Below are 23082 nucleotides of genomic sequence, written 5' to 3' on the forward strand. Positions count from 1 at the left end.
GGTCAGACCTCAGCAGGTGCTTCAGGTTCGGCTTCGTTGTCGTCATCCGTTTCGGCCTCGGGCGGCACCAGCACCACATCGGCTAAGCGGTCGCCCTTATCGAGCCGCTGCAAACGCACACCGGTGGCAGCGCGGGATTGCTGGGGGATGGCATCAGCGCCCGTGCGCACAATCACGCCTTTTTCACTCACCAGCAGCAGCTCTTCTCCAGCCCCCAGCACCCGCAAGCCCACAAGTTGATCGGCATCGGTGCGGAACTTCATCGCCCGCAGGCCCATGCCAGCCCGCTTCTGCAAACGGAACTGCGTCACCGGTACCCGTTTGCCGAGACCAGAGGCCGAGGCCACCAGCACCCAAGGACCTTCAGCTGCCACCGCAGATTCACCCCCATCACTGCCTTCATCACCCTCATCGCTACTGGCAGCGATTTGATCCGCCAACTCCACCGGCAACACATCCATGCTCACCAAGCTGTCGCCCGCGCGCAGATTCATCGAGCGCACACCTCGAGCCGTACGGCCCAACGGGCGCAGCTCGTTGTCATTGAGCCGGAAATGGATCGTCATTCCCGCCCGTGACCCAATCAGCACACTGTCTCCCGGTACTGCAAGCCTCACCCAAGTGAGCGCATCACCCTCTTCCAGGCCAATCGCAATCAAACCGTTGGAGCGGATGTTGCTGAAGGCCGAAAGCCGGGTTCGCTTGATGTACCCACCCGTGGTGAGCATCAACAGATCGGTGTCGTCGTTGAATTCCGACACTGCCAACAACGAAGTGATTGCCTCTTCGCGAGGGATCGGCAACAGCTGCACCACCGGCGTGCCCTTGGCGGTACGGCTGCACTGAGGCACCCGGTACGCAGGCACCGCATACGAAACACCGCGATCGCTAAACAGCAGCAAGGTGTCGTGGTCGTTGCAGCCAATAAACAGCTTGACCGCTTCTTCCCCTTGGCTACGGGTCCCGGCTTTGCCACGGGTGCCACGGCTGGTGGCTTCAAATTCACTCACCGGCATCCGCTTGAGATACCCCGTTTCGGTGAGCAACACCACGGAGCGCTCATTAGCGATTAGATCAATGTCTTCCAGACCACCGGCAAGATCAAGAATCTCGGTGCGGCGGGGAACGGCATGGCGATCACGCAGCTGCCCCAGCTCATCTTCAATAATCCCGAACACCCGCTCACGACGGCCAAGGATGTCCTTGTAATCGGCGATCTTGGTGACCAGATCCTCATGCTCAAGGCGGATTTTGTCCGCCTCTAGGGCTGTGAGGCGGCGAAGCTGCATCTGCAAAATCGCGTCTGCCTGAACAGCTGAGAGGCCATGACGCTCCTGCAACTGCGTGCGCGCTGTTGCCGTATCGGGCGCCGCCCGAATCAGGGCAATGATCGGATCGAGTTGATCCAGGGCCAGCAACAAGCCCAAGAGGATGTGATCGCGCTCTTCCGCCTTGCGCAGCAGATAGCGCGTGCGCCGTTCAATCGTTTCAACTCTGAACTCGAGGAACACCTCGAGCATCTTGCGCAAGGTGAGCAGGATCGGCTCGCTGTTCACCAACGCCAGCATGTGGGCGCTGAAATTGCTCTGGAGCGGGGTGAGTTTATAGAGGTTGTTGAGCACCACCTGCGGATAAGCATCGCGGCGCAGCTCCACCACAACGCGCATGCCATCGCGATCGCTTTCATCGCGGATATCGGAAATGCCTTCCAGCTTCTTGTCGTTCACCATCTCGGCGATGCGTTCAATCATCGCCGCCTTGTTGGTTTGGTAAGGCAGGGCCGTGATGATCACCGCATCACGATCTGGGCGCCCGGGAGCCTCGATCGTTTCGATCCCAGCAACCCCTCGCATCGTCACCGAGCCGCGGCCAGTGAGGTAGGTCTCACGAATGCCGCTGCGACCCAAAATTTGCCCGCCTGTTGGGAAGTCTGGACCTGGGATCAGGGTCATCAGCTCCTGATCGGTGATCTCAGGGTTACTGATCAAGGCCAGCACACCCGTAATCAGCTCCCCAAGGTTGTGAGGAGGAATGTTGGTGGCCATGCCCACCGCGATCCCAGCTGAACCGTTTAGGAGGAGCTGGGGAATGCGTGATGGCAGAACGGTGGGTTCTTGCTGCGAGCCATCGAAGTTGTCGGCGAAGTCAACCGTTTCAGCCTCGATATCTTCGAGGAGACTGTCTGTGGTCAGCGCCTGCAACCGCGATTCGGTGTAACGCATGGCGGCCGGTGGGTCGTTGTCGACCGAGCCGAAATTGCCATGCCCATCGATCAGCGGCATGGACATCGAAAAGTCCTGGGCCATCCGCACCAGGGCGTCGTAGACCGCCGTATCACCGTGGGGGTGGTACTTGCCCAGCACCTCTCCCACAACACGGGCGCACTTCCGGTAAGGCCGATCACTGGTCAGCCCGAGCTCGTACATGGCGTACAAAATTCGCCGGTGCACAGGCTTGAGCCCATCACGAGCGTCGGGCAGTGCACGCCCAACGATCACGCTCATCGCGTACTCCAGATAGGAGCGCGACATTTCGTTGCGCAAATCTGTCTGGATGATCCGTTCGTCGGATTCGCCGGGACCGCCGCTGCCGGGTCCCACTGGATCCGCCATACAAGACCTATTTGCCTTCCCTCATCTTATCGCGGGAAGGAGAGAGCAAAACGTCAGCTTTTGCTGCGTCTTCAAAACGGCACGTGATAACGCCCTTAAGCTTGCGCAACTCGCAACGTGCTGCTGAAGCTATGGAAACCGATCCGATCAATCCGGCGTCCTCTGACTCCAGTCCTTCGATGGAGATTAAAAGCACCGACCCGATCGAATCAGGATCAACAGCAGCCGTTCCAGAACCAACTGTTCCAGACACAACCCCTCCAGCACCAGCCAACCCTGCAGCTGCTGAATCAACAGCCTCTGTTCCAGCTGAACCGCAAGCCCCCGATCCGGTGATTGCCAAGGAGCCTGAGATCGCTCAGGAAGCGGCCGTCCCATCCAAGCCAACGCCTCCAGCCTCCGAAGCGATCGCTGAGCGCATCCAGGTGGCAGCCTCATCCGATAACGACGACCCATCCAGCAGCGGAGGGGAGTGGGATCTACTCAGCTCCAAAGTGCGTCAGTGGTGGGAAGACAACAACCTTGTTGACCTCTGGCAACGCTCCCGCAGGCCCCTATTTCTGATTGTTGGTCTGATTGGCTTGACCCTGCTGATCAGGATCTACAGCGGAATTCTGGCGGCCATCGGCAGCATCCCTCTCGCTCCCAGATTGTTTGAGTTGGTGGGTCTTGGCTGGGTGATCTGGTTCTCTGCCACAAGGCTGATTCGCAGTGAAGAACGAAAGGCTCTCCTTGCAAACGTGAGCGGCATTTGGGCCGCCTTCACGGGCTCGATTCGCCCCTGATCACTGCCACGCAGTGCATGACCGGTTGGTAGTTTGTGCTGATCCTTAATACGACTAGCGGTGGACATTCAGCTCGGACGCTCCAAAGTTGTTCGCCGGGCCTATGGCATCGATGAGATCGCCCTGGTGCCTGGGGGTCGCACGGTTGATCCGGAGGTCACCAACACCAGCTGGTCCCTAGGCGGAATCGAACGTGAAATCCCGATCATTGCCAGCGCCATGGACGGCGTGGTGGACGTGGGAATGGCGGTTCGGCTTTCCCAGCTCGGCGCTCTTGGCGTCTTGAATCTGGAAGGCATTCAGACCCGCTACGAAGATCCCACCGAGGCTCTGGATCGCATCACATCCGTCGGCAAGGACGAGTTTGTGCCGTTGATGCAGGAGATCTACAGCAAACCGGTTCAGGAAAGCCTGATTCGCAAGCGCATTGAAGCGATCAAAGCCCAGGGCGGAATTGCTGCTGTGAGCGGCACCCCAGTGGCGGCATTGCGCTTTGGCAAGGCGATCGCAGAGGCGGGAGCTGATCTGTTTTTTGTGCAAGCCACCGTGGTCTCCACCGACCACATCGGCCCTGAAGGCCAAGACACCCTCAATTTGGAAACGCTCTGCCGCGACATGGGTGTGCCCGTGGTGATCGGCAACTGCGTGACCTATGAGGTTGCTCTGCAACTGATGCGCGCTGGTGCTGCTGGTGTGATGGTGGGGATTGGTCCTGGTGCTGCCTGCACCTCCCGTGGCGTCCTGGGCGTTGGCATTCCCCAGGCCACCGCTGTTGCCGATTGCGCCGCCGCTCGCGCTGACTACGAAAAGGAAAGCGGACGCTACGTCCCGATCGTGGCCGATGGAGGCATCGTCACCGGTGGCGACATCTGTAAGTGCATCGCCTGTGGTGCCGATGCCGTGATGATTGGATCCCCGATTGCCCGCTCAGAAGAAGCACCAGGCCGGGGATTCCACTGGGGAATGGCCACCCCAAGCCCGGTGCTACCGCGGGGCACACGAATCAACGTTGGCAGCACGGGCAGCCTCGAACGCATCCTTCGAGGTCCAGCGAAACTGGACGATGGCACCCACAACTTGCTCGGTTGCCTCAAGACCTCGATGGGAACCCTCGGGGCACGCACCATCAAGGAGATGCAGCAGGTTGAAGTGGTGGTGGCTCCATCCCTGCTCACGGAAGGCAAGGTTTATCAGAAAGCCCAGCAACTAGGGATGGGCAAATAAGCCTTAATCTCAAGGCGTGCGGGCTTCGGCCCACACACTCCTCACACCCCCCGGCCCGACGCGTTCGGGCTTTCTGTCTTCGCCAACGGCGCTCGAGTCTGGACTCGAAACCGTCACAGTTCTGTAGACCCCCCGAAGAAACCGAGAAATCTTCGGAAGTGGTTGCTAAATTCACGCCATAACGACGACAAATGGAATGTCCAGCGCTACCGCTGTAACCGACGCATCCTTCGAACAGGATGTCCTTCAAAGTGACGTTCCTGTCTTAGTTGACTTCTGGGCTCCCTGGTGTGGCCCGTGCCGCATGGTGGCTCCCATTGTTGACGAGATTTCCAAGGAATTCGAAGGCAAAATCAAGGTCTTCAAGCTCAACACCGACGAAAATCCAAACGTCGCCAGCCAGTACGGGATTCGCAGCATCCCCACGTTGATGGTGTTCAAGGGTGGGCAGAAAGTCGACACCGTCGTGGGCGCAGTTCCTAAGGCCACGCTCTCCGGCACGATTTCGAAGCATCTCTGATTACGGGCTCCGAGCCGGTCTTCGCTATTCGCCTTGCCCCTGATCCCCATGTCTCGTTCAGTTCAGACCATTGGACTGATCGATTACGGCATGGGGAATCTTTTTTCTGTTCAAACTTGCTTTAAGCGCTTGGGGAGCTCCCTCAAGGCTGTGCAACATCCTGGAGATTTAGAAGGCTGTCAGGCCCTTATTCTTCCGGGCGTCGGAGCGTTTGATCCGGCCATGGATCGCTTGGAAGCCACTGGACTGATCCCTGAACTGCTCGCCTGGAACAAAGCCGATCGTCCACTCCTAGGGATTTGCCTGGGGTTGCAGCTGTTGTTTGAGTCCAGCGAAGAAGGCCAACGCCAGGGGTTGGGCTTGCTCCCTGGACGGGTGAAGCAGCTCCCGAACAACCAGGGAGAACGCATCCCTCACATGGGCTGGGGCAAGCTGCAGATTGATCGCCCCTCCCCCCTGCTGCCGGATCCTTCCAGCGCTGAATGGATGTATTTCGTTCATTCGTTCGCCGCTGAGCCCCAGGAGACGCGGGATCGTGCTGCAAGCGTGGCCTTCGGCTCAGGGCTTGCCACCGCCGTGGTGTGGCGCAATCGGCTGGGTGCCTGCCAATTTCACCCTGAGAAATCGGCCGTGACGGGCCAGCGTTTGCTGTCGCGATGGCTGGAATGGCTGCAACAGGGCGCTCCCTTGATGCCGTGAGCGGCCTGCTTCGCCTGAGCGGAGGTCGTCGCCTCCGCAGTCCTCTAGGGACCGCTACGAGGCCCACCACAGCCCGTGTCCGCGAGGCGGTGATGAACATGCTCGCCTCAGAGCTGCAGGACGCTTCCTGGCTCGACCTTTGCAGCGGCAGCGGCGTTATGGGGTGCGAAGCGATCGAACGCGGCGTGAGCAGGGTGTGGGCCGTGGAGAAGGATCCCAAAACAGCGGCCATCTGCCGAGACAATCTCTTGCTGATCGCTGGAGGACGATCACCCTCTCCCGCCATTGAAGTCATCCGTCGAGATCTTGTGAGCTGGCTCAACACAGGCCGTCCAAGCTCCCTACCCAGCTTCGATGTTGTTTATTTCGATCCTCCCTATGGATCAGAGCTGTATGAACCCACCTTGCTTGCACTCCTCGAGGGCAACTGGGTCAGCAGCCAGGGAATAGTGATTTGCGAACATGCACGCCACAAAAAATTGATCCCACCGTCGCCCTGGACGCTGGTGGATCAACGACGGTATGGAACGAGCGCTCTCTTGCTGCTCAGCCCCCCAGAGCACTACCCCGGCGGTACTGATTCCAAGCGGCAACAAACAACCCCATCAGGGTGATCGGAATCAAACCCAAAACGATGCCGCAAAGAAGGGGTTCGATCATGTCGTCGCGCCCAATGAAAAGATTGAGCACAATTGTTCCATGGCCTGGTCTCTTCTGTGACGGCACCGTCATCAACTGCTGCAGCAATTCCCGAACGGAGTCGAGGGCTCATCGCGGCCCTTACCGTTTTCGCGGCAATGGCTTGCATTGTTTTGTTGGTGTGGATGCTTGGCAACACACGAAAAGATCCCTACACCAAAGCAACGCTTGGCCTAGAAGGCTCAGAGCAGCACGGCGGTCAGATGTTCCGCATCAATTGCGCTGGCTGCCACGGCATTGCAGGCCAGGGCCTGGTTGGACCGAGCTTGAAAGGAGTAAGCGACCGACGTAAGGACATGCAGATCATTCACCAGGTGGTGAGTGGTGAAACGCCACCCATGCCCCGCTTTGAGATCGAGCCTCAAAACATGGCTGATCTGCTCGCTTATCTCAAAACATTGTCTTGACTTTGGCCGTGGTGCTGGTCGAACCAGCGGGGCCTCTCAACGTCGGCAGCGTGGCCCGATTGTGTGCCAATTACGACATTCAAGATCTCAGGCTGGTGGCACCCCGGTGTGATCCAGGTGATCCGGAGGCTGTGCGCATGGCCGTCCATGGCGATGCCGTGCTCCAACAGGCCGCCATTTTTCCTTCACTGCTCGAGGCTGTCGCCGATTGTCAACAGGTGGTGGCCAGTTGCGGGCGCATCGATCACGGCGAGATCCCCTTGCAATCACCCGAGGAGATCGCGCCATGGATTCAAACGGGCAGACGCAAAGGCCTGCGTTCGGCCCTTGTGTTTGGACGGGAAGATCGCGGTCTCACCAATGAAGAACTCCTGATCAGCCATCGGGTTTTGACGTTGCACACCGGAGACGCTTACCCGTCTCTCAACCTCTCCCATGCCGTGGCTGTGGTGCTGCATGAGCTAGAGCGAGAACGGCGCTTGGCTGCCACCCCAGCTCTACCCGTGAGCGAGATCCCTGCGAGCGCACCTGAGCTCGATGGCTGCCTGCGCGATGCCGAAGACCTTCTGCTTGAGGTGGGCTTCTTGCTGGAGCACACAGCAAGGGCACGGATGGCCAAGGTGAAAGGACTCGTGCAACGGGCCCTGATCCGCAGCGATGAAGTGGCTCTCTTGCGCGGCATGGTGCGTCAATTGCGTTGGGCAGCGAGGCGCAACCGCCCGTAACCTCAGGCTCTCCCGCAACCCCCCCTTGGCCTCCAGTCGTTCCAGTCAACAGCCCCCTGGTTGGGGACGTCCCCTGAGGTTGCTGCTGCGCCTGGTGCTGATGGGTGTGGGCCTGGGCGTGATCACGGGGTCTGCCCTGAAGCTTGCAGGGCCTGCGGTCGAACGCGGAGATCTCACCCTTCCCGGCTGGCTCACACCAAAGGTCACACCAGCCCAAAAAGAGCAAACGGATCCCGAGTCCGCTGTAATCAACCCCCCGAGCAGCACCGACACGCTTGGGCGCTTCGAGACCCAACAGGAGCTCACGGCCTTGAGCAAACGCTGGGAAGCGCTTGCCGCCCAGGATCCTGACCTCCAGGTGAGTGCCTTCATGTTGGCGCTCGACGATGGCCGCTACGCCCAGCTCAATCCAGACACGGCATTACCGGCGGCGAGCGCCATCAAAACACCGATCTTGCTGGTCGCCCTTGAGGAAATCGATGCTGGAAGGCTGAGCTGGAATGAACCGCTCACCCTCAGCAAAACGGTGGTGGGGGGCGGCGCCGGCTGGATGGCCAGCAAGCCTCTCGGGACACGCTTCCCCACCCATGAGGTCGCCACTGAGATGATTCGGGTCAGCGACAACACCGCAACGAATCTGCTGATTGAACGGGTGGGGGGTCAAGTGGATCTCAACGCCCGCTTCAACAGCCTCGGGCTCAGCGCCACCAAGGTGAACGACTGGCTTCCCGACCTCAAGGGCACCAACACCACCAGCGCCCGTGATCTGGCCAGGGCGATCGCCCTCGTGGACACCGGAGAAGCGCTCTCGATTCGCGGCCGCGATTTATTCCGAGAGGTGATGGGCACCTCCGTCACCAACCGTTTACTCCCCGGTGGACTCCTGAAGGGCCTGGGTGGATCCCAGGGCAAACCCGATGACAGCCTGATGATCAAGGGCTATCGCGTCCTCAACAAAACCGGCGACATCGGCATCGCTTACGCCGATGCCGGGCTCATTGAACTCCCCGACGGCCGCCGTGCCGTTGCCGCCTTCGTGGTGAAAGGTCCCTTCAATGATCCTCGCTCCACGGAGCTGATCCGCAACATGGCAGCCGCCATGGCACCGGTGCTCAAACCCAAGCCAGCGCCTCCACGTCAACGCTGATTCCAGTTCTCACCATGCGTCATTCTTCGCTGCTGGCCCTCGCGGCCTTCTGCCTCATCACGATCCCTGGCCTGCCATCCCGTGCGGACACCCAGGCTCCTGATTCATTGGTCCGTCAGCAGCAGCTGCGTCCACTCCCCGGCCAATTGGATGAGCTGCTGTTTCTCAATGACAACAACCCCGAACTGATCACCGGTGAAGGGGTGCTGCTATCCACCTTCCCAACCAACCAAGGTCTGAATGTTGCCTTGGACGGACGGTTTGATCTGTTCAGCCACCACGTTTACGCCGGCAAACCAGAAGAACTGTCTTCCACCCTCTGGCTGGCCGTGCTTGCACAGCCGTTAGGAACGGAACCCGTCACGATCGACGTGATCAGCGGCAGCACCTCGCTCTCCCAGGGAACCAAGCCAGGGCAAACAGCAGCTCCCTTCCTGCCTCTGCCCTCCCTGATGGCGGAAACCACCACTCCCATCGCCTCTGGTCCAGGCAGCCGCGTGGCTGGAGACTTGCTCCGAGGCGATCAGGCGCCCGAACTTCCAAAGCAAATCAAGATTGCCCCCGGACACGCCAGTTCCTTGCTGGTTCTTCCCATTCCCGTGGCAGGACTCGACCCATTGCTGAATGGCCGCAACCTGCAGCTCCGGCTGAAGAGTTCCGCTCCGGTGTATCTCGCCACCGTGGCGGCCTATGGCCAAAACGACTCGCCTCCGAGTGAGGAACGCTGGAGAGCATTGCTCAGCTCCGGAACCCTTAGCCCCAAGGAGCATCAGCCCACGCCACGAGGCAGCAAGGGGCGAATGATCTACTCGAGGGTGAGCGGTGTTCAGATCGGCAGCACCTGGACCGGCACCTTGAGTGATCCAGGCTCGAACACCCTGAACATCAAGGAAGCGCCGATCTCTTGGCCGATCAGCAGCCTGGAGAGGGGTGACCTCGGCACCGCTCAAGTGCAAACGGCTGAACTCAAAACATTTGACAAAGGAACGGCCTGGGCCGCCCACGGCAATTACGGCGTGGAATACGACCTCAGCCTTCCGTTGCATAACCCAGATCGCAGCAGACGGACCGTGGCGATCGCCCTGGAATCTCCCGACAAACGAGGCAGCAGCCAGGGCCAATTGCAGTTCCAATCTGGCAACAGTGGGCCCGTGATGTTTCGCGGCCCCATTGAGGTGACGGGCCTGGATGGGGCCAACGGCAGGGCGATGGGGCGACGGCGCTTTCACCTCGTGTTGCGACGGGGACAAGAAGGGCCCAAGCTGGGGACGGTGTCGTTAGCGCCAGGAGAAAGCCGCAGGCTGCGCGTTCGTCTGGTCTATCCGGCAGACGCCACACCACCGCAGGTGCTCACCGTGCTGCCTGTGAAACAATCCCATTCATCAACCGACGTTCACCCGTGAGTTCACCGCGCAAGCGCAGAGTCTTTCCCTTCACCGCCGTGATCGGCCAGGAAGAGATGAAGTTGGCGCTGCTGCTCAACGTGATCGACCCGCGCATCGGCGGCGTGATGATCATGGGAGACCGCGGCACGGGCAAATCCACCACCATCCGTGCCCTTGCAGACCTGCTGCCCGGCATTGAAGTGGTTGCTGGTGACCCCTACAACAGCTCACCGAGTGATCCTGACCTGCAGAGCAGTGACGTCAGGCAGCGCTTGGAACACGGCGAAGCCCTCGGCACGGAGCAACGCCAGGTGCCGATGGTGGACCTTCCCCTGGGCGCCACAGAAGATCGCCTTTGCGGCACGATCGACATCGAAAAAGCCCTGAGCGAAGGCGTTCGCGCTTTTGAGCCTGGGTTGCTCGCTAAAGCAAACCGCGGTCTTCTTTACGTCGACGAAGTCAACCTGCTCGACGATCATCTGGTGGATGTTCTGCTCGACTCCGCAGCCTCTGGCTGGAACACCGTGGAACGAGAGGGTGTCTCCGTGCGTCACCCTGCGCGCTTCGTGTTGATTGGATCGGGTAACCCAGAAGAAGGGGAGCTGCGCCCCCAGCTGCTCGATCGCTTTGGAATGAGTGTGGAGGTGCGCACCGTTCGCGATCCTCAATTAAGGGTGCAAGTGGTGGACCAGCGCACGGCCTTCGACAGCGACCCCGACGCCTTCAGCATGAGCGTGACGGCTGGCCAAGAGGCCTTACAAGCCAGGGTGGTGGAAGCGCAGCAACGGCTTGAGCAGGTGAGTATTGACGATGATTTGCGCCTGAGCATTTCATCGGTTTGCGGAGAATTGGACGTGGATGGATTGCGAGGCGACATCGTGACCAACCGGGCAGCCCGCGCCTTAGCAGCCTTTGAGGGGCGCACGGAGGTCAGCGAAGACGATGTTGCCCGCGTGGTTTCCTGCTGCCTGCGCCATCGACTGCGCAAAGATCCTTTGGAGCAAATTGACTCCGGCGATCGGGTGGTCAAGGTGTTCTGCAAGGTGTTTGAACGCAATGAATCGAGCGATCGCTCCGAGTTCGAACTGGCCTTGGCCAGCTGATTCAGCTTGCGGATCCTCGGCATCGATCCAGGCCTTGCTCGCGTCGGCTATGGCGTGATCGACGTTGAGCCACGCAAGGGGAAAGAGGAAGGAACGCAACGAATGGTCGATTGCGGCATCATTCGCACCGATCCAGGCCGCAGCGAGGGGGAGCGCATGGTGGAAATTGCCCGTGACCTCCGCCAAATCATTCGCATCCATCAACCGCAACTGGCCAGCGTGGAGAAGTTTTTCTTCTACCGCTCCAGCAACACCATCGCCGTTGTGCAAGCCCGCGGGGTGTTGATCATGACGCTCACACGCTTTGGGCTTCCGATCGTGGAATTCCCGCCGATGCAAATCAAACAAGCACTCACAGGGCATGGCCACGCAGACAAAGACGAAGTTCTGGAGGCCGTGATGCGTGAACTCGATCTCGACACGCCACCACGTCCCGATGATGCGGCCGATGCCTTAGCCGTTGCACTCACCGGATGGTTTCAACGTTGATCACTCAATCAACTCATTCAAGGCGGAAACATGCGGTCTTCAAGAGAAAACACTGGAATGGGCAACGAGCACAACAACAGAAGGATCTGCTCGTCCATGGACAAAATAACCACGGGCAAAAAAAACAGATAACGAACTTTTTGGAAGCTGGACAAGTTAATCAAAGACAGCGCAATACTGAAACCACAAAAGCACCCTTAACACTAAGAGCTTGAAAAGATATCATTAATTACTTACCCGTAACAGGTCAATTATCGTTAAAGCTTCTAAAACTTCTCAAATCAAAGTCTAGTTATCCAAGCAATTGATCAACAGAAAGGATTGTAGAAATGAGAGCCACGTTAAGGAGAACGAGGGTTCCAGCAACAGCGAAGGTAATCATTTACAAATTGTGACAAACGGGAAGACCTGACTGCGAGCCGAAATCTTTAGCAAAGCGAAAGATCAACGGCTCAAGGGACTCACGCAAAACATGCATCTCCCATCAACACAAACCAAACATGACCCAGCAGGTTTCACCCAAAGGAATCAAGCCTGGGGGCATTGGCTAGGCACTGCCACAGAGAAACATTGAAAAACAGCGGATCACATAAAATGGGTCACCACCATGCCAATGGATGGTGATTAGTAACCCTTGAATATCGCTGCTCATGGGACCTGATACGGAAATCTGGCCAGTGGTTCTGATTGCAGCCACGATCGTGATCATCTTCATGGCTGTGGCTTCCTCCGGAGGAGGAAGCTTTGAATGCGTTGGTGCCTGCGGCTAAAGCCCATCAAAAACATGGCTTCATTGGCAGCTCAGTCGATGGAACCAGCGGCTAGCGACAGTGTTCACGTAGAAAACTGCTATCAATAGAGGATCGGTTGCTCAGCTTCTAATGAACGAGAAGATGGAAGAGAGCCTGAACTGGCTTGGGCTCACCGCAGACGAACAAGCAAAGATCTACAAAAAAATTCCAGAAGAAGCAAAAAAATATGGCGAGTTTTACCGAATAGGCGGCGAGATTTACTACGCAGGTAGCGACAGCAGCTGGTTTATCACAATCCCCAATGAGTACCGAACGCTCTACCCAGACCGGTTTGCCTACCAAGAAGGCAAAGCAGAAGAACCTGCCTTCATCCATACACAGGTTATCGAATGCCTCACAGGTGAGTTCAATGAAGACGCCGTTTTAGGAGACTACATTGGAGTAAAAAGAGAACATATTGGAGAATTCTCAATCTGCTAAACATTCAGCAACGAATTCTCAGATCACTGGAAATGAAAACGCCGAAGCATCAGAAAGTGTTTTTTTAATCGACTCCAAATAAGCTACATAATCTTTCATCAAGGATTCCCTCATCCAGATGGCATAGATCGTATAGCCATTTTTATCAACTGCTTTCACCCTTACACCATCAATTTGCTGACGAACCCAGGAACCTGAGGTATTGCTTGGCTTAATAAAAGCATCAAGCTCTTCTTTCAAGACAAAATCAATAATTAGATTTTTATCAACACACAAACGTACAAATTGAAGCACATCTTCTACTGATGCAAGTCGATGAAGGTTGGTAATAGCATTGGATTGGATTAAGTCCATCGTCAACGGCAGGAGCTTAAAAGCCCAAAGAAGAAGCGGCAGGCCTTTGATCTCTTGAATTATAGTCACTGATCGCGGCTAAATCAATGCACCATCTACAAGTAAAAGAAATAGAGCAGGAAAAACAGCAAAACCATCGAACAAAAATGGGGCATTGCACCCAAGAGATCAATGAAGGATTGGAGCCATATCAGAGCATCCTTTAATAAAAAGATTCAACGGATACTTTCACACCATATTTTGATCCTTAAATGGATCATCAATACCTAGAGGAGCAGCATCGCAAGGGCACGACATGAGCACTGGAGATGCACCTCGGTATGATGGCTAAAAGATCAAGAGAGCCGTAACAAGAATGCAGCATCCATCTACACCAGATACTGAACAATCTTTAGAAAGCTTTGAAGATTTTATTCAACATGCAAATTATTCACTCCTAGAGACCCTTCATGCTGACCCTGAATCAACCAAAGATGGGGATGACCATCGACCTCGGCAGGTCCGCTCAGGTCATTTTGTGCCTGTTACTCCAAAGCCCCTAGGAAAGCCCAGCTATATAAGCCATAGCAAAACATTGTTCTCCGAACTTGGCTTGGATCAAGACCTAGCCTTTAATGAGGAATTTAAAAAACTCTTCTCAGGTGATCTCTCTGTGAATCGAGACCCGATGCGCCCATTTGGTTGGGCCACGGGCTATGCATTATCAATTTATGGAACTGAATATAACCAACAATGCCCATTTAGAAATGGCAATGGCTATGGGGATGGTCGTGCAATTTCTGTGTTTGAGGGAATCCTTAAGGGGAAACGCTGGGAGATGCAATTAAAAGGTGCTGGTCCCACTCCTTACTGTCGCGGTGCTGATGGACGTGCGGTGCTCCGCTCCAGCGTAAGAGAGTTTCTGGCACAGGAATTGATGCATGCCCTTGGAGTACCAACATCACGTTCCCTCACTCTCTATGTTTCTCAGACAGAAGTAGTGAGACGACCTTGGTATTCGGAAAACTCCAACTCTTCTGATCCAGATATTTTAGTAGAAGATCCAGTTGCAATCTCCACGCGCGTTGCACCTTCGTTTCTACGCATTGGTCAATTGGAATTATTTGCACGACGTGCTCGAAACAGCAACGATCCAAGCGTTTTAAAAGAGCTACAAATGATCGTGTTGCATTTAATCGATCGAGAATACAAATCTGAAATAGACCAGTCGTTGGATTTTCCCTCTCAAGTCGTCAAGCTGGCCGAGCTCTACAGAGATCGGCTCACGACCTTGGTTGCGCATTGGTTACGGATTGGATATTGCCAAGGAAATTTCAATAGTGATAACTGTGCAGCTGGTGGCTTTACATTGGACTATGGACCGTTTGGATTTTGTGAGGTCTTTGATCCGCGCTACCAACCTTGGATTGGGGGTGGTGAACACTTCTCATTCTTTAACCAGCCTGTAGCTGCAGAAGCCAATTTTCATATGTTTTGGAAGGCCATAAGGCTCCTTATCAAAGATGATGCGGCAGCTATAGAGCACTTAGACAAGATCTGTGATGGGTTTAAACAGAAAATCAACGCCACCATTCAGCAGATGTGGACAGACAAACTTGGGCTAAACAACTACAACGAAGCTCTGGTTCAGGAGTTATTCCAACTCATGGTACAGACAAACGTAGATTTCACAATTTTCTTCCGAGAGCTATCCAAACTTCCAAACGATTTGTCTGATTTAAAGAAAAGCTTTTATGCACCCATTCCCCCACAACTAGAGCAACATTGGCAAACCTGGCTTCAGAGCTGGAACGGGCTGATCGGGAGCAGTGGGGATCCAGCCAAGATCGCGGAAAAGATGAAGCGTATGAATCCGAAATACACCTGGCGAGAATGGCTCGTTGCACCTGCCTATCAACAAGCGAAGCAGGGTGACTACGCTCTTATCCAAGAATTACAAGAGGTCTTTAGCCATCCCTATGAGGAGCAATCACAAGCAATCGAAGAAAAATACTATCGTCTGAAGCCTGATCAGTACTTCAATGCGGGAGGTATATCCCATTACAGCTGCTCATCATGAGATTCAGCTGGCTAGATCGATTTGCAGGCTTAAGAACTGCCCATAGGAGCTCGAGACCAAGCCGGTAGATCTGAATGTCCAGCCATTAAATTACAATCATTGATGGGTCAACCTCTGAAATGAATCCACCTGATCAAAGATCAACGTCACCAGATGCAAGCATCGAATCAATACAGGAAGCGCTCAATCACCTTCTTAATGAGATCGCTCCGACTTTGAGCAAGAAAAGCGAATCCATGGCCGCAGAACCAAGATCTCGAATTCATCACTGTATAAAATTGATAAAATCAGAAGCTTCATTAGCTGCATCCTTAATCGCAGATTGCGCTCCCCAGGGACGTCCCATGCTGGCGCAGGCCCAACAAACACTGAAAAACCTAGAAAGCCTGCAATTACTGGCCCAAGAATCCATGCAAGAGTCGTCAGGCTGAATCACGTATCGATCAAAAATAGTGAGGTCGATGATCCAGCAGAGGACTTCAGATCCATCCGACCTGATTTTTGAAGCACGATCACTGCGGCTCAGTGGGGTACAGCTTCCACTCCGCTTCGTCTGGAACAGAGGGCGGTGCCAATAGATCAGTGGGCTCCGAGAAGACCACCCTCCACTCCGGCACCCTGCACGGCACGTAATCGTGATGTTCAATCCTGACACCTCCAATCACGGAAGGAGCTCCGTACCAGCCCCCCTTCCAACAGCCCTCCGTCTTCAAAGGATCACCCTTGAACCAAACCCAACAGCGAGCGTTGGGTTGCGTCGTGGATTTTGGTGCAGGCATTCACTGACCAGCGGAACTCAGGTTCTAATCAAACCTGAAGAAAGAAGCCATCGATAGAAAGAAGCCATTGACCTGAAACAACAGTGTGTTGTCGATCATCGTCCCAGAATCACCGATCGTTCTCCTCCAGGAGCTCGATGAAGCAAGATTCGTCGCCTTGCGCGGATACCGTCAAGACTTTCACGCCGAAACCCCCTGCAAAAACAGGGCTTGATAGAAAAACAAGCATGGGTCGAAAGGCTGGATCACCCGATCGCCATCCCGCGAAGACGATCGAAGCAACGTTGGCTCCCGCCAACAGCATCTTCAGGCGCTCACCATCCAGCATGGACTTGATTTGAGACCTCTATCACATAGAGGTCAGCACATTGCTGATCATTGTCCAGAAACAGCTAAAACGCTGCGCAGACTTCATGGCATTGGATGTGATGAAGCGGCACAGTCGGCGCACTCAGCTGATGCTTACTCAAACAGCGGGCGCTCGAAAGCGACAAAATCTGAAAATCCACTCGCTGAGTAAAAATCGAAAGCCATTAATTCCTCAAGCAACCTCCACACAGCCTCAGAGCCGAGAAGCACGATCTCATCTCGCTGTTGAGGAAATGGATGAAGCAGTCGCACAAACCTCAGCCCATCAAGATTGACCTTGGAGGCAGAAGAGGCTGACTTAGTGCTGCCCTGTCTTTACTACTCAGATACACAAGCCCTTAGCCATGGATTCTGGGGGCCTACCCAATCCATAGACGTGCACTGGACTGGAGAGCTACAACCTCAAAATGGATTGAGAGCTGGAAAGCAAACGGCTGCGGAGCAGTCGGTAACAACAGGAGGTCAACTGAGCACAACCGAGGCAGCCCACACATTGACAACCTTCTTGCTAGTCCAACTCAAAGCAAAACCATTCATCGAGCTCGTTTATCCGATGGATCTTCAGCGTCAGGAACGAAGACATCAGCTCCACAGGATCAGGATATAAGGCATGCCGCTGGATCAGGAAGCAAATGAGCCCAGAAACAAAATGAAGAGCACCTCCTGACTCTGTTCTGGTAAAGCAACATTATCCGCATCAGCGCAAAAGCCCTGCAGCAACTAGAAAAAGTTGGTCAAAGCATCCCTCAGTATGAAGAACTATCGAATCGGAATCCTTTCCTGCCAGAGAAGGAGGCAAGAGGGAAAACAACTGATATGAGCAAATAGTTGACTAGTAGGCATGGAGTTTGTTAGTAATAGTGAAACGCAAGTTTCAAATGCTTACCGGATCCGAACTGCTCACCAAGGTCAAAGACCTGGGCGATGTATCCAAGACTGATCTCGCCACAGCTTGTGGCTACGTCTCCAAAAAGAAAGACGGCAGTGATCGGGTCAATTTCACCGCCTTTTATGAGGCTCTCCTCAATGCCAAGGGCATTGACCTTGGTGGCGGAAATGCTGGTGTTGGTAAAGGCGGACGCAAGCTTTCTTACATCGCAACAGTTCAAGGCAACGGCAATCTGCTGATCGGCAAGGCTTATACAGCCATGCTCGATCTCCAAGTTGGTGATGAATTCACCATCAAGCTTGGCAAAAAAGCTATTCGCCTCATCCCTGTGGGTGGTGAGGAAGAAGGCGACGAGTGATTCGTTTTCCCAATCCTTGAGTTAAGCCCCGCCCTCGGCGGGGTTTTTTATTGCCAAGCACTGACGTGATCAGCCGAGTAGAACGTCAAGATGACGTGAAGGCACAATGACCAGGGTCGAAGAAACTGCTATCCACCTCACCGTGCAGTGGCTTCAAAACAATGGATACGAAAGCGCCGATGACTATTTGCAGACCGGCGGAAATCTTGTGCAGCTAGCAGAAGATCTCTATCACAAGGAAACACGGGGGGATCTGAAATGTCTGTGGGGTGATCGAAAACGACGCGATGGATTTGCTGGCTCGCTGTATCTGGCCGCGGAATCGATCTAAAAGTCCCCTACATCTGTGAGAGAGCTCGTGATCGGAATCGATTAGACAACAGCCAGTGAACGGATGGAACAACGACCCAAATCTGTTCTGATCATAAAGAGATTGAAGAAGGGATCGCACAGACTGATCTGTGGCGTTGGTCGATCGCATGAACGTCCTATCGCTTACAAACGGGTTCACAGCTTGGAATGAGTGCGACTGCAGCACTTCAAAACTTGTGATTGGATTGAGAGCCCTGCCTCACGTTTGCGTACCATCGTTTTTGGCACTTGATCAGCACCGCTTGATCCGCTCTTTCCACCTCGATCTTCAAGGCCAATCGCTACTTGCTCTCCCTAGAGCAGGTGTGAACGACATCAGTTTTCACGACAAGCAGGTTTCGTGACACTCAATCGACGCTCGTTTCTGTTTCGCAGCGGCCTGAACGCATTTGGTCTCGCGGCAGCACTGCCATTCATCCACCCTGCCAAGGCCGAAGCAGCCGCTCCATCATCGAAGGAATCGGCCCGATCTTGCCGCCCAAAGGATCCACTCACGGCCCTGATCGATGGAAATGCCCGGTTTGCGGACGCTTGGCAAGCAAAAAACAAGGCAACGGATTCGAATGAACGTGCCCGAGTGATGTCCAACCTCTGGTTAGACCATTGCTTCCTTCCGGCGAGCGTTCTGGAAGAGTCTCAATCCCCTTGGGCTTCGATCATCAGCTGTGCCGACTCCAGAGTTGCTCCGGAATGGATTTTCGATGCGGCGGCTGGTGATTTGTTTGTCGTCCGCAGCGCAGGAAACACACCTTTTGACGAGGGAATCGCCTCGCTCGAGTTTGGCGTTGCAGTCTTAAAAACGCCCTTGATCTTGGTATTAGGCCACAGCAATTGTGGCGCTGTTCGAGCCGCTCGCGCGAATCATTCACTCACGCCACTGTTCGATCAGCTCATCAAACCGATTCAAGCCAACCTGGTTCCAGGCGACACCTTAATGAGCGCCATCAAGACAAACGCCCAAGCAACCGCTCAACAGCTCACGACTCGCAGCGATGTTTTGGCCAACGCCGTTCAAGCGGGACAGCTTCAAATCGAGGCCGGGTATTTCGATATTGCCTCCGGCAAAGTCTCCTTCCTCTGAGTTGCATTGCGCTCCACGCTTGCATCGTTGTTGTTGTGAGATCGGGTACATGAACGGGGTCAAGACAGCCGCTTCAATGGGTTGGCCTGGCTTTCCCACGTTCAAAACTCTTTACTAGATCCTTAAAATCGCTCGTGCAGCTTGATTGCTTTAGAGAGACATCAGCGAGACGAAGCCCACGTACAAGGGCGTGATCAGCGATGAGGAATGTAACAACATGCTGAGAGGGTTGGCATCTCTTGGAAGTGCCAAACAGCCCAGGCTGGAATCAAGAAGGGACGTGCAAGCGGCGCCGATTATTGAGCCCAATGGACTGTGCATTGGAACCGATAGGTAAAGGCACCAACAGCAAATTCTTTGCAGGTGGTATCCACAACTGTTGCCCCCTTGGGAACACCTCGCATCGCTTGAGCCGTCGCCATCTGTTGATTAACGCCCTGCGCAGTTGAACGGCCCTTCTCCTCAGCTGCAACAGGGAAGGCCATCAGCAAGGAAGCAAAAAAGAGAACCGCTCTCATTAGTCAACTCAGGGGGTTATCCACGTTTTAGACAAGACGAAGGCGCAGCAGGAAAGATCACCCTGGGATTCAACGATCAAGGCATCAAAGCCGCCGTTCTTTAGCGCTTTCTCTCTATCTCCCAGGTCTGAAGATGCTTGTTGGCATAGGCATTGAGCTGGCTCAGCCAAATTTTTAACTTTTTCATCCGTCCTGGTTTTTATGAACGCGAAGGTACATCAGGCAGGACCCTCTCGAGCCCAGCAAACGGCTCAACCCCATCGTTCTCACAATGTGGTTGCACAGTGACTGCACTGTGACTGCACAGTGGTTGCACAAGTGCATCGCATTCAGCGAAGCAAACCCATGGATAAACAGGCCCTGAGGTCGACCTACCGCCGCGTGCGCCATGCGCTAATGCCAGGGCTGAATGCCTCACTGGTTCAAAGCGTGCTTGCCCACTTAAACGCCCAAGACCCCGCTCAGTGCCAAGGAGCCATCGGAATCACTTGGCCCCTTTCAGGGGAACCTGATTTACGCCCTCTGGCCGAACTTCAGCCCGCAGCGCTAGCCCTGCCTGCAACAGCAGGGGATTACAGCGTGACTTATCACCCTTGGCGAAACGCTCCATCGCCAAAAGAGCTTCGCGCTGATGCCTTTTCCATTCCTGCTCCACTCACATCACCAGCGTTGCCACCGGCCGAGCTTGCTCTCTTGCTGATTCCAGCTTTGGCGGTCGATCGCAACGGCATGCGCCTTGGCTATGGGGGCGGTTGTTATGACCGTTTGCTTCGTCAACCGGGATGGTCAACGCTGCCAACGTTCGCCGTCCTGCCGGAAGCGTGCGTCCATCCCACCTTGCTACCCACAGACCCCTGGGATCAGCCCTTGGATGGTTGGATCACCGAGCAAGGCTGCAGCTTGCGCAGGGCTAGCCAGCGGAGCGAATGTTCTGCAAGATGACGATCTCGTCATCCTGCTGCCATGACCGTGTTTTCACGACGCCTGCTGGTCACATGCACCGCTTTGGGTCTGGGACTCGTGGCAGGTCAGCAGGTGCAGGCCCACGGGATCGAAAGCTCCCTGCGCTACCTCGATGGCCAATTGGAGCTGAGTAGCAGCTTCTCCACAGGTGAGCCTGTTGAAGGGGCTGCCGTACGCCTGCTCAACGCTGATGGAACACCTGGAGATGAACTCGGCCAGATCGGAGCCAATGGACAACTGGTCTTAACGCTCCCAAACCTGGTTGAAGGCGTCCTGGATTTGCAGGTGGATGGTGGCCCCGGACATCGCGACTATTTGGCATTACCGATCCGCCAGGGCAGCGTCTTGCTGGACGAGGTGGTGGAAACGCCAACCCAAACCCCTGCCCTAGGGCTTTGGGCCTGGCTGGGGGCACCAGCCCTGCTCGGCCTTGTAGGCCTGATGGTTAAGGTGCGCCAACCCAGCCTGAATCGCTGAAGCCGTCCATGGCAGAACCCTGCTGCTCTTCAAGTCAATACGGAAGCGAAGAGCTTGACCGCCTAGCGAATCGGCTTAGCGGCACGCCAGACCCACGCAAACGTTACGAATACGTGCTCTGGCTCGCCAAAAAGCTTCCTTCGATGCCGGCAGACCTGCAAACCGAAGACCGCAAGGTTCAAGGTTGCGTGTCTCAGGTGTTCATTCATGCCGCTCTCCAGGACAACCATGTGCACTGGCAAGGAGAGTCCGACGCCTTGATCACCAAGGGGTTGCTCGCCCTGCTCATCAAAGGGATGAGTGATTTAACCCCGGATCAAGTCCTCGCCGTAGACCCCGCCTTCATTGCCGCCACGGGCCTACAAGCAAGCCTGACCCCTTCGAGGGCTAACGGCTTTTTGAATATTTTGCGGGCGATGCAGGCCCAGGCCCAGGCCCTTAAGAACGCCGATGAGGCGATGGATTCATAGAGTCTCTTTATTAGCGACGCAAACGGAACCTGTTCAATGTCCACCCGGATCGGAATCGGCCTTCTCGGTCTCGGCACTGTGGGTGCCGGAGTGGCAAGCATTCTCCAGACACCAGAGGGAAGACATCCCCTGATTGCTGATCTGGACCTGGTTCGGGTTGCGGTGAGAGACCAGAACCGCCCACGGCCGATTGCCCTGGACGCAAGCCTTCTCACCACCTCTCCAGAAGCCGTCATCGACGACCCTGGCGTGGACGTGGTGGTGGAGGTGATGGGAGGCATCGAACCTGCGCGCACGCTGATTATGCGCGCGATCTCAGCCGGCAAGTCGGTTGTCACCGCCAACAAATCTGTAATCGCCAGGCATGGCGAAGAAATTGCAGCCGCCGCTGCGGCCGCGGGTGTTTATGTACTGATTGAGGCTGCTGTTGGCGGCGGGATCCCGATCATCGAGCCGCTCAAGCAATCGCTCGGCAGCAACCGCATTCAGCGCGTGAGTGGAATCATCAACGGCACCACCAATTACATCCTGAGCCGCATGGCTGATGAGGGTGCGGATTACAACGCGGTCCTGCGCGAGGCCCAGGAGCTGGGTTATGCCGAGGCAGACCCAGCCGCAGACGTTGAAGGGCTCGATGCCGCCGACAAGATTGCCATTCTTTCTGGGCTCGCCTTCGGGGGGCCAATCGATCGCAACAGCATCCCCACGGCAGGCATCAGCACCCTGCAAAGCAGGGATGTGGATTACGCCACGCAATTGGGCTATGGCGTGAAACTGCTCGCGGTCGCCGAACGCATGGATCCTGAGCCGAGCAATCCCACATCCATGCCCCTATCGGTGAGCGTGCAACCCACCCTGGTCCCCAAAGACCATCCCCTGGCGGGGGTGAATGGCGTGAATAACGCGATTTTGGTGGAGGGAGATCCGATCGGAAGGGTGATGTTCTACGGACCTGGCGCTGGCTCAGGGCCCACCGCCTCAGCTGTGGTCGCCGACATCCTCAACATTGCGGGCATCCGCCAACTCAATCCGGCCCAAGGCAATCTGGATCCCCTGCTCGCAGCCTCTAGCTGGAGGCGATGCCATCTGGTGAACACGGAGCGGACCAGCCAACGCAATTATGTGCGTTTCAAAACAGAAAACGCCCCTGGTGTGATCGGCCAAATCGGCAGCTGCTTCGGCGACCACAACGTCTCGATTCAATCGATCGTTCAGCTCGAAGCCAGTGACGCCGGAGCTGAAATCGTTGTGATCACCCAGGTTGTTGGCAACGGGCAAATGAGTGCCGCACTCCAAGCGATTGATGCTCTCCCCGAGGTTCTGAGCCTGGATGCCCATCTCGGCTGTCTTTGAGCAGGCCCACACA

26 protein-coding genes and 1 pseudogene are annotated in these 23082 nt (G+C 55.6%); 21 read left to right on the top strand and 6 right to left on the bottom strand.

Annotated elements, in window-relative coordinates; genetic code table 11:
* Nucleotides 1–2: 2 nt before the first annotated feature.
* The gene (gene gyrA, locus DXY38_RS10685) at nucleotides 3–2612 is read right to left on the bottom strand and encodes a DNA gyrase subunit A (protein WP_115071642.1); all 2610 of its coding nucleotides are present in this window, start codon (nucleotides 2610–2612) and stop codon (nucleotides 3–5) included.
* A gap of 131 nt (nucleotides 2613–2743) precedes the next feature.
* On the opposite strand from gyrA, the gene DXY38_RS10690 reads away from it, so the two are divergent.
* From DXY38_RS10690 to rsmD, 5 genes and pseudogenes are all read left to right on the top strand, one after another.
* Nucleotides 2744–3397 (top strand): CAAD domain-containing protein, encoded by a 654-nt coding sequence (locus DXY38_RS10690; protein WP_115071643.1) that lies wholly within the window; start codon nucleotides 2744–2746, stop codon nucleotides 3395–3397.
* 60 nt (nucleotides 3398–3457) lie between these two features.
* Complete coding sequence (locus DXY38_RS10695) at nucleotides 3458–4621, top strand: GuaB3 family IMP dehydrogenase-related protein (RefSeq protein ID WP_006852260.1); 1164 nt, start codon at nucleotides 3458–3460, stop codon at nucleotides 4619–4621.
* A gap of 196 nt (nucleotides 4622–4817) precedes the next feature.
* Nucleotides 4818–5141, top strand: a complete 324-nt coding sequence (gene trxA / locus DXY38_RS10700; protein WP_011618905.1) for a thioredoxin — start codon at nucleotides 4818–4820, stop codon at nucleotides 5139–5141.
* A gap of 48 nt (nucleotides 5142–5189) precedes the next feature.
* Complete coding sequence (gene hisH, locus DXY38_RS10705) at nucleotides 5190–5840, top strand: imidazole glycerol phosphate synthase subunit HisH (protein WP_115071700.1); 651 nt, start codon at nucleotides 5190–5192, stop codon at nucleotides 5838–5840.
* Nucleotides 5807–6376, top strand: a pseudogene (gene rsmD / locus DXY38_RS10710) (16S rRNA (guanine(966)-N(2))-methyltransferase RsmD); the annotation flags it as partial. The gene hisH and the pseudogene rsmD, both read left to right, overlap by 34 nt.
* Before the next feature lie 10 nt (nucleotides 6377–6386).
* Here the strand turns inward: rsmD and petG are convergent.
* Complete coding sequence (petG, locus tag DXY38_RS14015) at nucleotides 6387–6500, bottom strand: cytochrome b6-f complex subunit V (protein WP_071778027.1); 114 nt, start codon at nucleotides 6498–6500, stop codon at nucleotides 6387–6389.
* A 32-nt stretch (nucleotides 6501–6532) separates the two neighbouring features.
* On the opposite strand from petG, the gene DXY38_RS10720 reads away from it, so the two are divergent.
* The 7 genes from DXY38_RS10720 (at nucleotide 6533) to DXY38_RS10750 (ending at nucleotide 13027) form a co-directional block, all read left to right on the top strand.
* Nucleotides 6533–6946 carry a c-type cytochrome gene (locus DXY38_RS10720; RefSeq protein ID WP_371411008.1) on the top strand — a complete coding sequence of 138 codons (414 nt, stop codon included), beginning with the start codon at nucleotides 6533–6535 and terminating at the stop codon, nucleotides 6944–6946.
* Nucleotides 6943–7671 carry an RNA methyltransferase gene (locus DXY38_RS10725; protein ID WP_115071644.1) on the top strand — a complete coding sequence of 243 codons (729 nt, stop codon included), beginning with the start codon at nucleotides 6943–6945 and terminating at the stop codon, nucleotides 7669–7671. Before DXY38_RS10720 ends, DXY38_RS10725 begins: the two co-directional genes overlap by 4 nt.
* A 25-nt stretch (nucleotides 7672–7696) precedes the next feature.
* Nucleotides 7697–8818 (top strand): serine hydrolase, encoded by a 1122-nt coding sequence (locus DXY38_RS10730; protein WP_115071645.1) that lies wholly within the window; start codon nucleotides 7697–7699, stop codon nucleotides 8816–8818.
* 14 nt (nucleotides 8819–8832) lie between these two features.
* A complete protein-coding gene (locus tag DXY38_RS10735; RefSeq protein WP_115071646.1) occupies nucleotides 8833–10221 on the top strand; it encodes a DUF3370 domain-containing protein in 1389 nt (462 codons plus the stop codon).
* Nucleotides 10218–11306, top strand: a complete 1089-nt coding sequence (gene bchI / locus DXY38_RS10740; RefSeq protein ID WP_006852251.1) for a magnesium chelatase ATPase subunit I — start codon at nucleotides 10218–10220, stop codon at nucleotides 11304–11306. The genes DXY38_RS10735 and bchI overlap by 4 nt, the downstream gene beginning before the upstream one ends.
* Nucleotides 11307–11312: 6 nt before the next feature.
* On the top strand, nucleotides 11313–11795 hold the full coding sequence (gene ruvC / locus DXY38_RS10745; RefSeq protein ID WP_115071647.1) for a crossover junction endodeoxyribonuclease RuvC: 483 nt from the start codon (nucleotides 11313–11315) through the stop codon (nucleotides 11793–11795).
* Nucleotides 11796–12676: 881 nt separating this feature from the next.
* Entirely contained in the window at nucleotides 12677–13027 is a 351-nt protein-coding gene (locus DXY38_RS10750; protein ID WP_006852248.1) for a hypothetical protein, read from the top strand.
* A gap of 18 nt (nucleotides 13028–13045) precedes the next feature.
* On the opposite strand, the gene DXY38_RS10755 is transcribed toward DXY38_RS10750, so the two are convergent.
* Nucleotides 13046–13450 carry a hypothetical protein gene (locus tag DXY38_RS10755; RefSeq protein WP_244279101.1) on the bottom strand — a complete coding sequence of 135 codons (405 nt, stop codon included), beginning with the start codon at nucleotides 13448–13450 and terminating at the stop codon, nucleotides 13046–13048.
* A gap of 286 nt (nucleotides 13451–13736) precedes the next feature.
* On the opposite strand from DXY38_RS10755, the gene DXY38_RS10760 reads away from it, so the two are divergent.
* Both DXY38_RS10760 and DXY38_RS14020 read left to right on the top strand, forming a co-directional pair.
* Complete coding sequence (locus DXY38_RS10760; protein WP_115071648.1) at nucleotides 13737–15440, top strand: YdiU family protein; 1704 nt, start codon at nucleotides 13737–13739, stop codon at nucleotides 15438–15440.
* A 119-nt stretch (nucleotides 15441–15559) separates the two neighbouring features.
* Nucleotides 15560–15871 (top strand): hypothetical protein, encoded by a 312-nt coding sequence (locus tag DXY38_RS14020; RefSeq protein WP_244279102.1) that lies wholly within the window; start codon nucleotides 15560–15562, stop codon nucleotides 15869–15871.
* An 81-nt stretch (nucleotides 15872–15952) separates the two neighbouring features.
* Here DXY38_RS14020 and DXY38_RS10770 read toward each other — a convergent pair whose 3' ends face one another.
* Together DXY38_RS10770 and DXY38_RS10775 are read right to left on the bottom strand one after the other, a co-directional pair.
* Nucleotides 15953–16219: a hypothetical protein gene (locus DXY38_RS10770; RefSeq protein ID WP_170952927.1), complete on the bottom strand. Its 267-nt coding sequence runs from the start codon at nucleotides 16217–16219 to the stop codon at nucleotides 15953–15955.
* 109 nt (nucleotides 16220–16328) lie between these two features.
* Nucleotides 16329–16547: a hypothetical protein gene (locus tag DXY38_RS10775; RefSeq protein ID WP_115071649.1), complete on the bottom strand. Its 219-nt coding sequence runs from the start codon at nucleotides 16545–16547 to the stop codon at nucleotides 16329–16331.
* A gap of 919 nt (nucleotides 16548–17466) precedes the next feature.
* On the opposite strand from DXY38_RS10775, the gene DXY38_RS10785 reads away from it, so the two are divergent.
* From DXY38_RS10785 to DXY38_RS10800, 3 genes are all read left to right on the top strand, one after another.
* Nucleotides 17467–17835, top strand: a complete 369-nt coding sequence (locus DXY38_RS10785) for an AbrB family transcriptional regulator (RefSeq protein ID WP_115071706.1) — start codon at nucleotides 17467–17469, stop codon at nucleotides 17833–17835.
* A 106-nt stretch (nucleotides 17836–17941) separates the two neighbouring features.
* Nucleotides 17942–18166: a hypothetical protein gene (locus tag DXY38_RS10790; protein WP_115071651.1), complete on the top strand. Its 225-nt coding sequence runs from the start codon at nucleotides 17942–17944 to the stop codon at nucleotides 18164–18166.
* A gap of 381 nt (nucleotides 18167–18547) precedes the next feature.
* Nucleotides 18548–19288, top strand: coding sequence for a carbonic anhydrase (locus tag DXY38_RS10800; RefSeq protein ID WP_115071653.1), 741 nt, complete (start codon nucleotides 18548–18550; stop codon nucleotides 19286–19288).
* Between the two features lie 296 nt (nucleotides 19289–19584).
* On the opposite strand, the gene DXY38_RS10805 is transcribed toward DXY38_RS10800, so the two are convergent.
* Nucleotides 19585–19773, bottom strand: coding sequence for a hypothetical protein (locus DXY38_RS10805; RefSeq protein ID WP_244279103.1), 189 nt, complete (start codon nucleotides 19771–19773; stop codon nucleotides 19585–19587).
* A gap of 378 nt (nucleotides 19774–20151) precedes the next feature.
* Between DXY38_RS10805 and DXY38_RS10810 the strand changes: the two genes are divergently transcribed.
* Genes DXY38_RS10810 through DXY38_RS10825 form a run of 4 tightly spaced genes read left to right on the top strand, consistent with a single transcriptional unit; the run spans nucleotide 20152 to nucleotide 23069 of the window.
* Nucleotides 20152–20748, top strand: coding sequence for a 5-formyltetrahydrofolate cyclo-ligase (locus tag DXY38_RS10810; protein WP_115071707.1), 597 nt, complete (start codon nucleotides 20152–20154; stop codon nucleotides 20746–20748).
* Between the two features lie 21 nt (nucleotides 20749–20769).
* Nucleotides 20770–21246 carry a hypothetical protein gene (locus DXY38_RS10815; protein WP_170952928.1) on the top strand — a complete coding sequence of 159 codons (477 nt, stop codon included), beginning with the start codon at nucleotides 20770–20772 and terminating at the stop codon, nucleotides 21244–21246.
* A gap of 8 nt (nucleotides 21247–21254) precedes the next feature.
* Nucleotides 21255–21716: a SufE family protein gene (locus tag DXY38_RS10820; RefSeq protein ID WP_115071655.1), complete on the top strand. Its 462-nt coding sequence runs from the start codon at nucleotides 21255–21257 to the stop codon at nucleotides 21714–21716.
* Nucleotides 21717–21752: 36 nt separating this feature from the next.
* Nucleotides 21753–23069 carry a homoserine dehydrogenase gene (locus DXY38_RS10825; RefSeq protein WP_115071656.1) on the top strand — a complete coding sequence of 439 codons (1317 nt, stop codon included), beginning with the start codon at nucleotides 21753–21755 and terminating at the stop codon, nucleotides 23067–23069.
* Nucleotides 23070–23082: the final 13 nt, after the last annotated feature.

Source organism: Synechococcus sp. UW179B (assembly GCF_900474245.1).
Lineage (GTDB): Bacteria > Cyanobacteriota > Cyanobacteriia > PCC-6307 > Cyanobiaceae > Synechococcus_C.

Excerpts from the sequence above, each read along its gene's own strand:
- DXY38_RS10785 (WP_115071706.1), top strand. The coding sequence starts at position 17,467 with ATGCTTACCGGATCCGAACTGCTCACCAAGGTCAAAGACCTGGGCGAT.
- DXY38_RS10805 (WP_244279103.1), bottom strand. The coding sequence starts at position 19,773 with ATGGCCTTCCCTGTTGCAGCTGAGGAGAAGGGCCGTTCAACTGCGCAG.
- gyrA (WP_115071642.1), bottom strand. The coding sequence starts at position 2,612 with ATGGCGGATCCAGTGGGACCCGGCAGCGGCGGTCCCGGCGAATCCGAC.
- DXY38_RS10815 (WP_170952928.1), top strand. The coding sequence starts at position 20,770 with ATGACCGTGTTTTCACGACGCCTGCTGGTCACATGCACCGCTTTGGGT.
- hisH (WP_115071700.1), top strand. The coding sequence starts at position 5,190 with ATGTCTCGTTCAGTTCAGACCATTGGACTGATCGATTACGGCATGGGG.
- DXY38_RS10825 (WP_115071656.1), top strand. The coding sequence starts at position 21,753 with ATGTCCACCCGGATCGGAATCGGCCTTCTCGGTCTCGGCACTGTGGGT.
- DXY38_RS10735 (WP_115071646.1), top strand. The coding sequence starts at position 8,833 with ATGCGTCATTCTTCGCTGCTGGCCCTCGCGGCCTTCTGCCTCATCACG.
- DXY38_RS10810 (WP_115071707.1), top strand. The coding sequence starts at position 20,152 with ATGGATAAACAGGCCCTGAGGTCGACCTACCGCCGCGTGCGCCATGCG.
- DXY38_RS10770 (WP_170952927.1), bottom strand. The coding sequence starts at position 16,219 with ATGCCTGCACCAAAATCCACGACGCAACCCAACGCTCGCTGTTGGGTT.
- DXY38_RS10775 (WP_115071649.1), bottom strand. The coding sequence starts at position 16,547 with ATGCTGGATGGTGAGCGCCTGAAGATGCTGTTGGCGGGAGCCAACGTT.
- DXY38_RS10760 (WP_115071648.1), top strand. The coding sequence starts at position 13,737 with ATGCAGCATCCATCTACACCAGATACTGAACAATCTTTAGAAAGCTTT.
- DXY38_RS10790 (WP_115071651.1), top strand. The coding sequence starts at position 17,942 with ATGACCAGGGTCGAAGAAACTGCTATCCACCTCACCGTGCAGTGGCTT.
- trxA (WP_011618905.1), top strand. The coding sequence starts at position 4,818 with ATGTCCAGCGCTACCGCTGTAACCGACGCATCCTTCGAACAGGATGTC.
- DXY38_RS10690 (WP_115071643.1), top strand. The coding sequence starts at position 2,744 with ATGGAAACCGATCCGATCAATCCGGCGTCCTCTGACTCCAGTCCTTCG.
- petG (WP_071778027.1), bottom strand. The coding sequence starts at position 6,500 with ATGATCGAACCCCTTCTTTGCGGCATCGTTTTGGGTTTGATTCCGATC.
- DXY38_RS10820 (WP_115071655.1), top strand. The coding sequence starts at position 21,255 with ATGGCAGAACCCTGCTGCTCTTCAAGTCAATACGGAAGCGAAGAGCTT.
- DXY38_RS14020 (WP_244279102.1), top strand. The coding sequence starts at position 15,560 with ATGAATCCACCTGATCAAAGATCAACGTCACCAGATGCAAGCATCGAA.
- DXY38_RS10750 (WP_006852248.1), top strand. The coding sequence starts at position 12,677 with ATGAACGAGAAGATGGAAGAGAGCCTGAACTGGCTTGGGCTCACCGCA.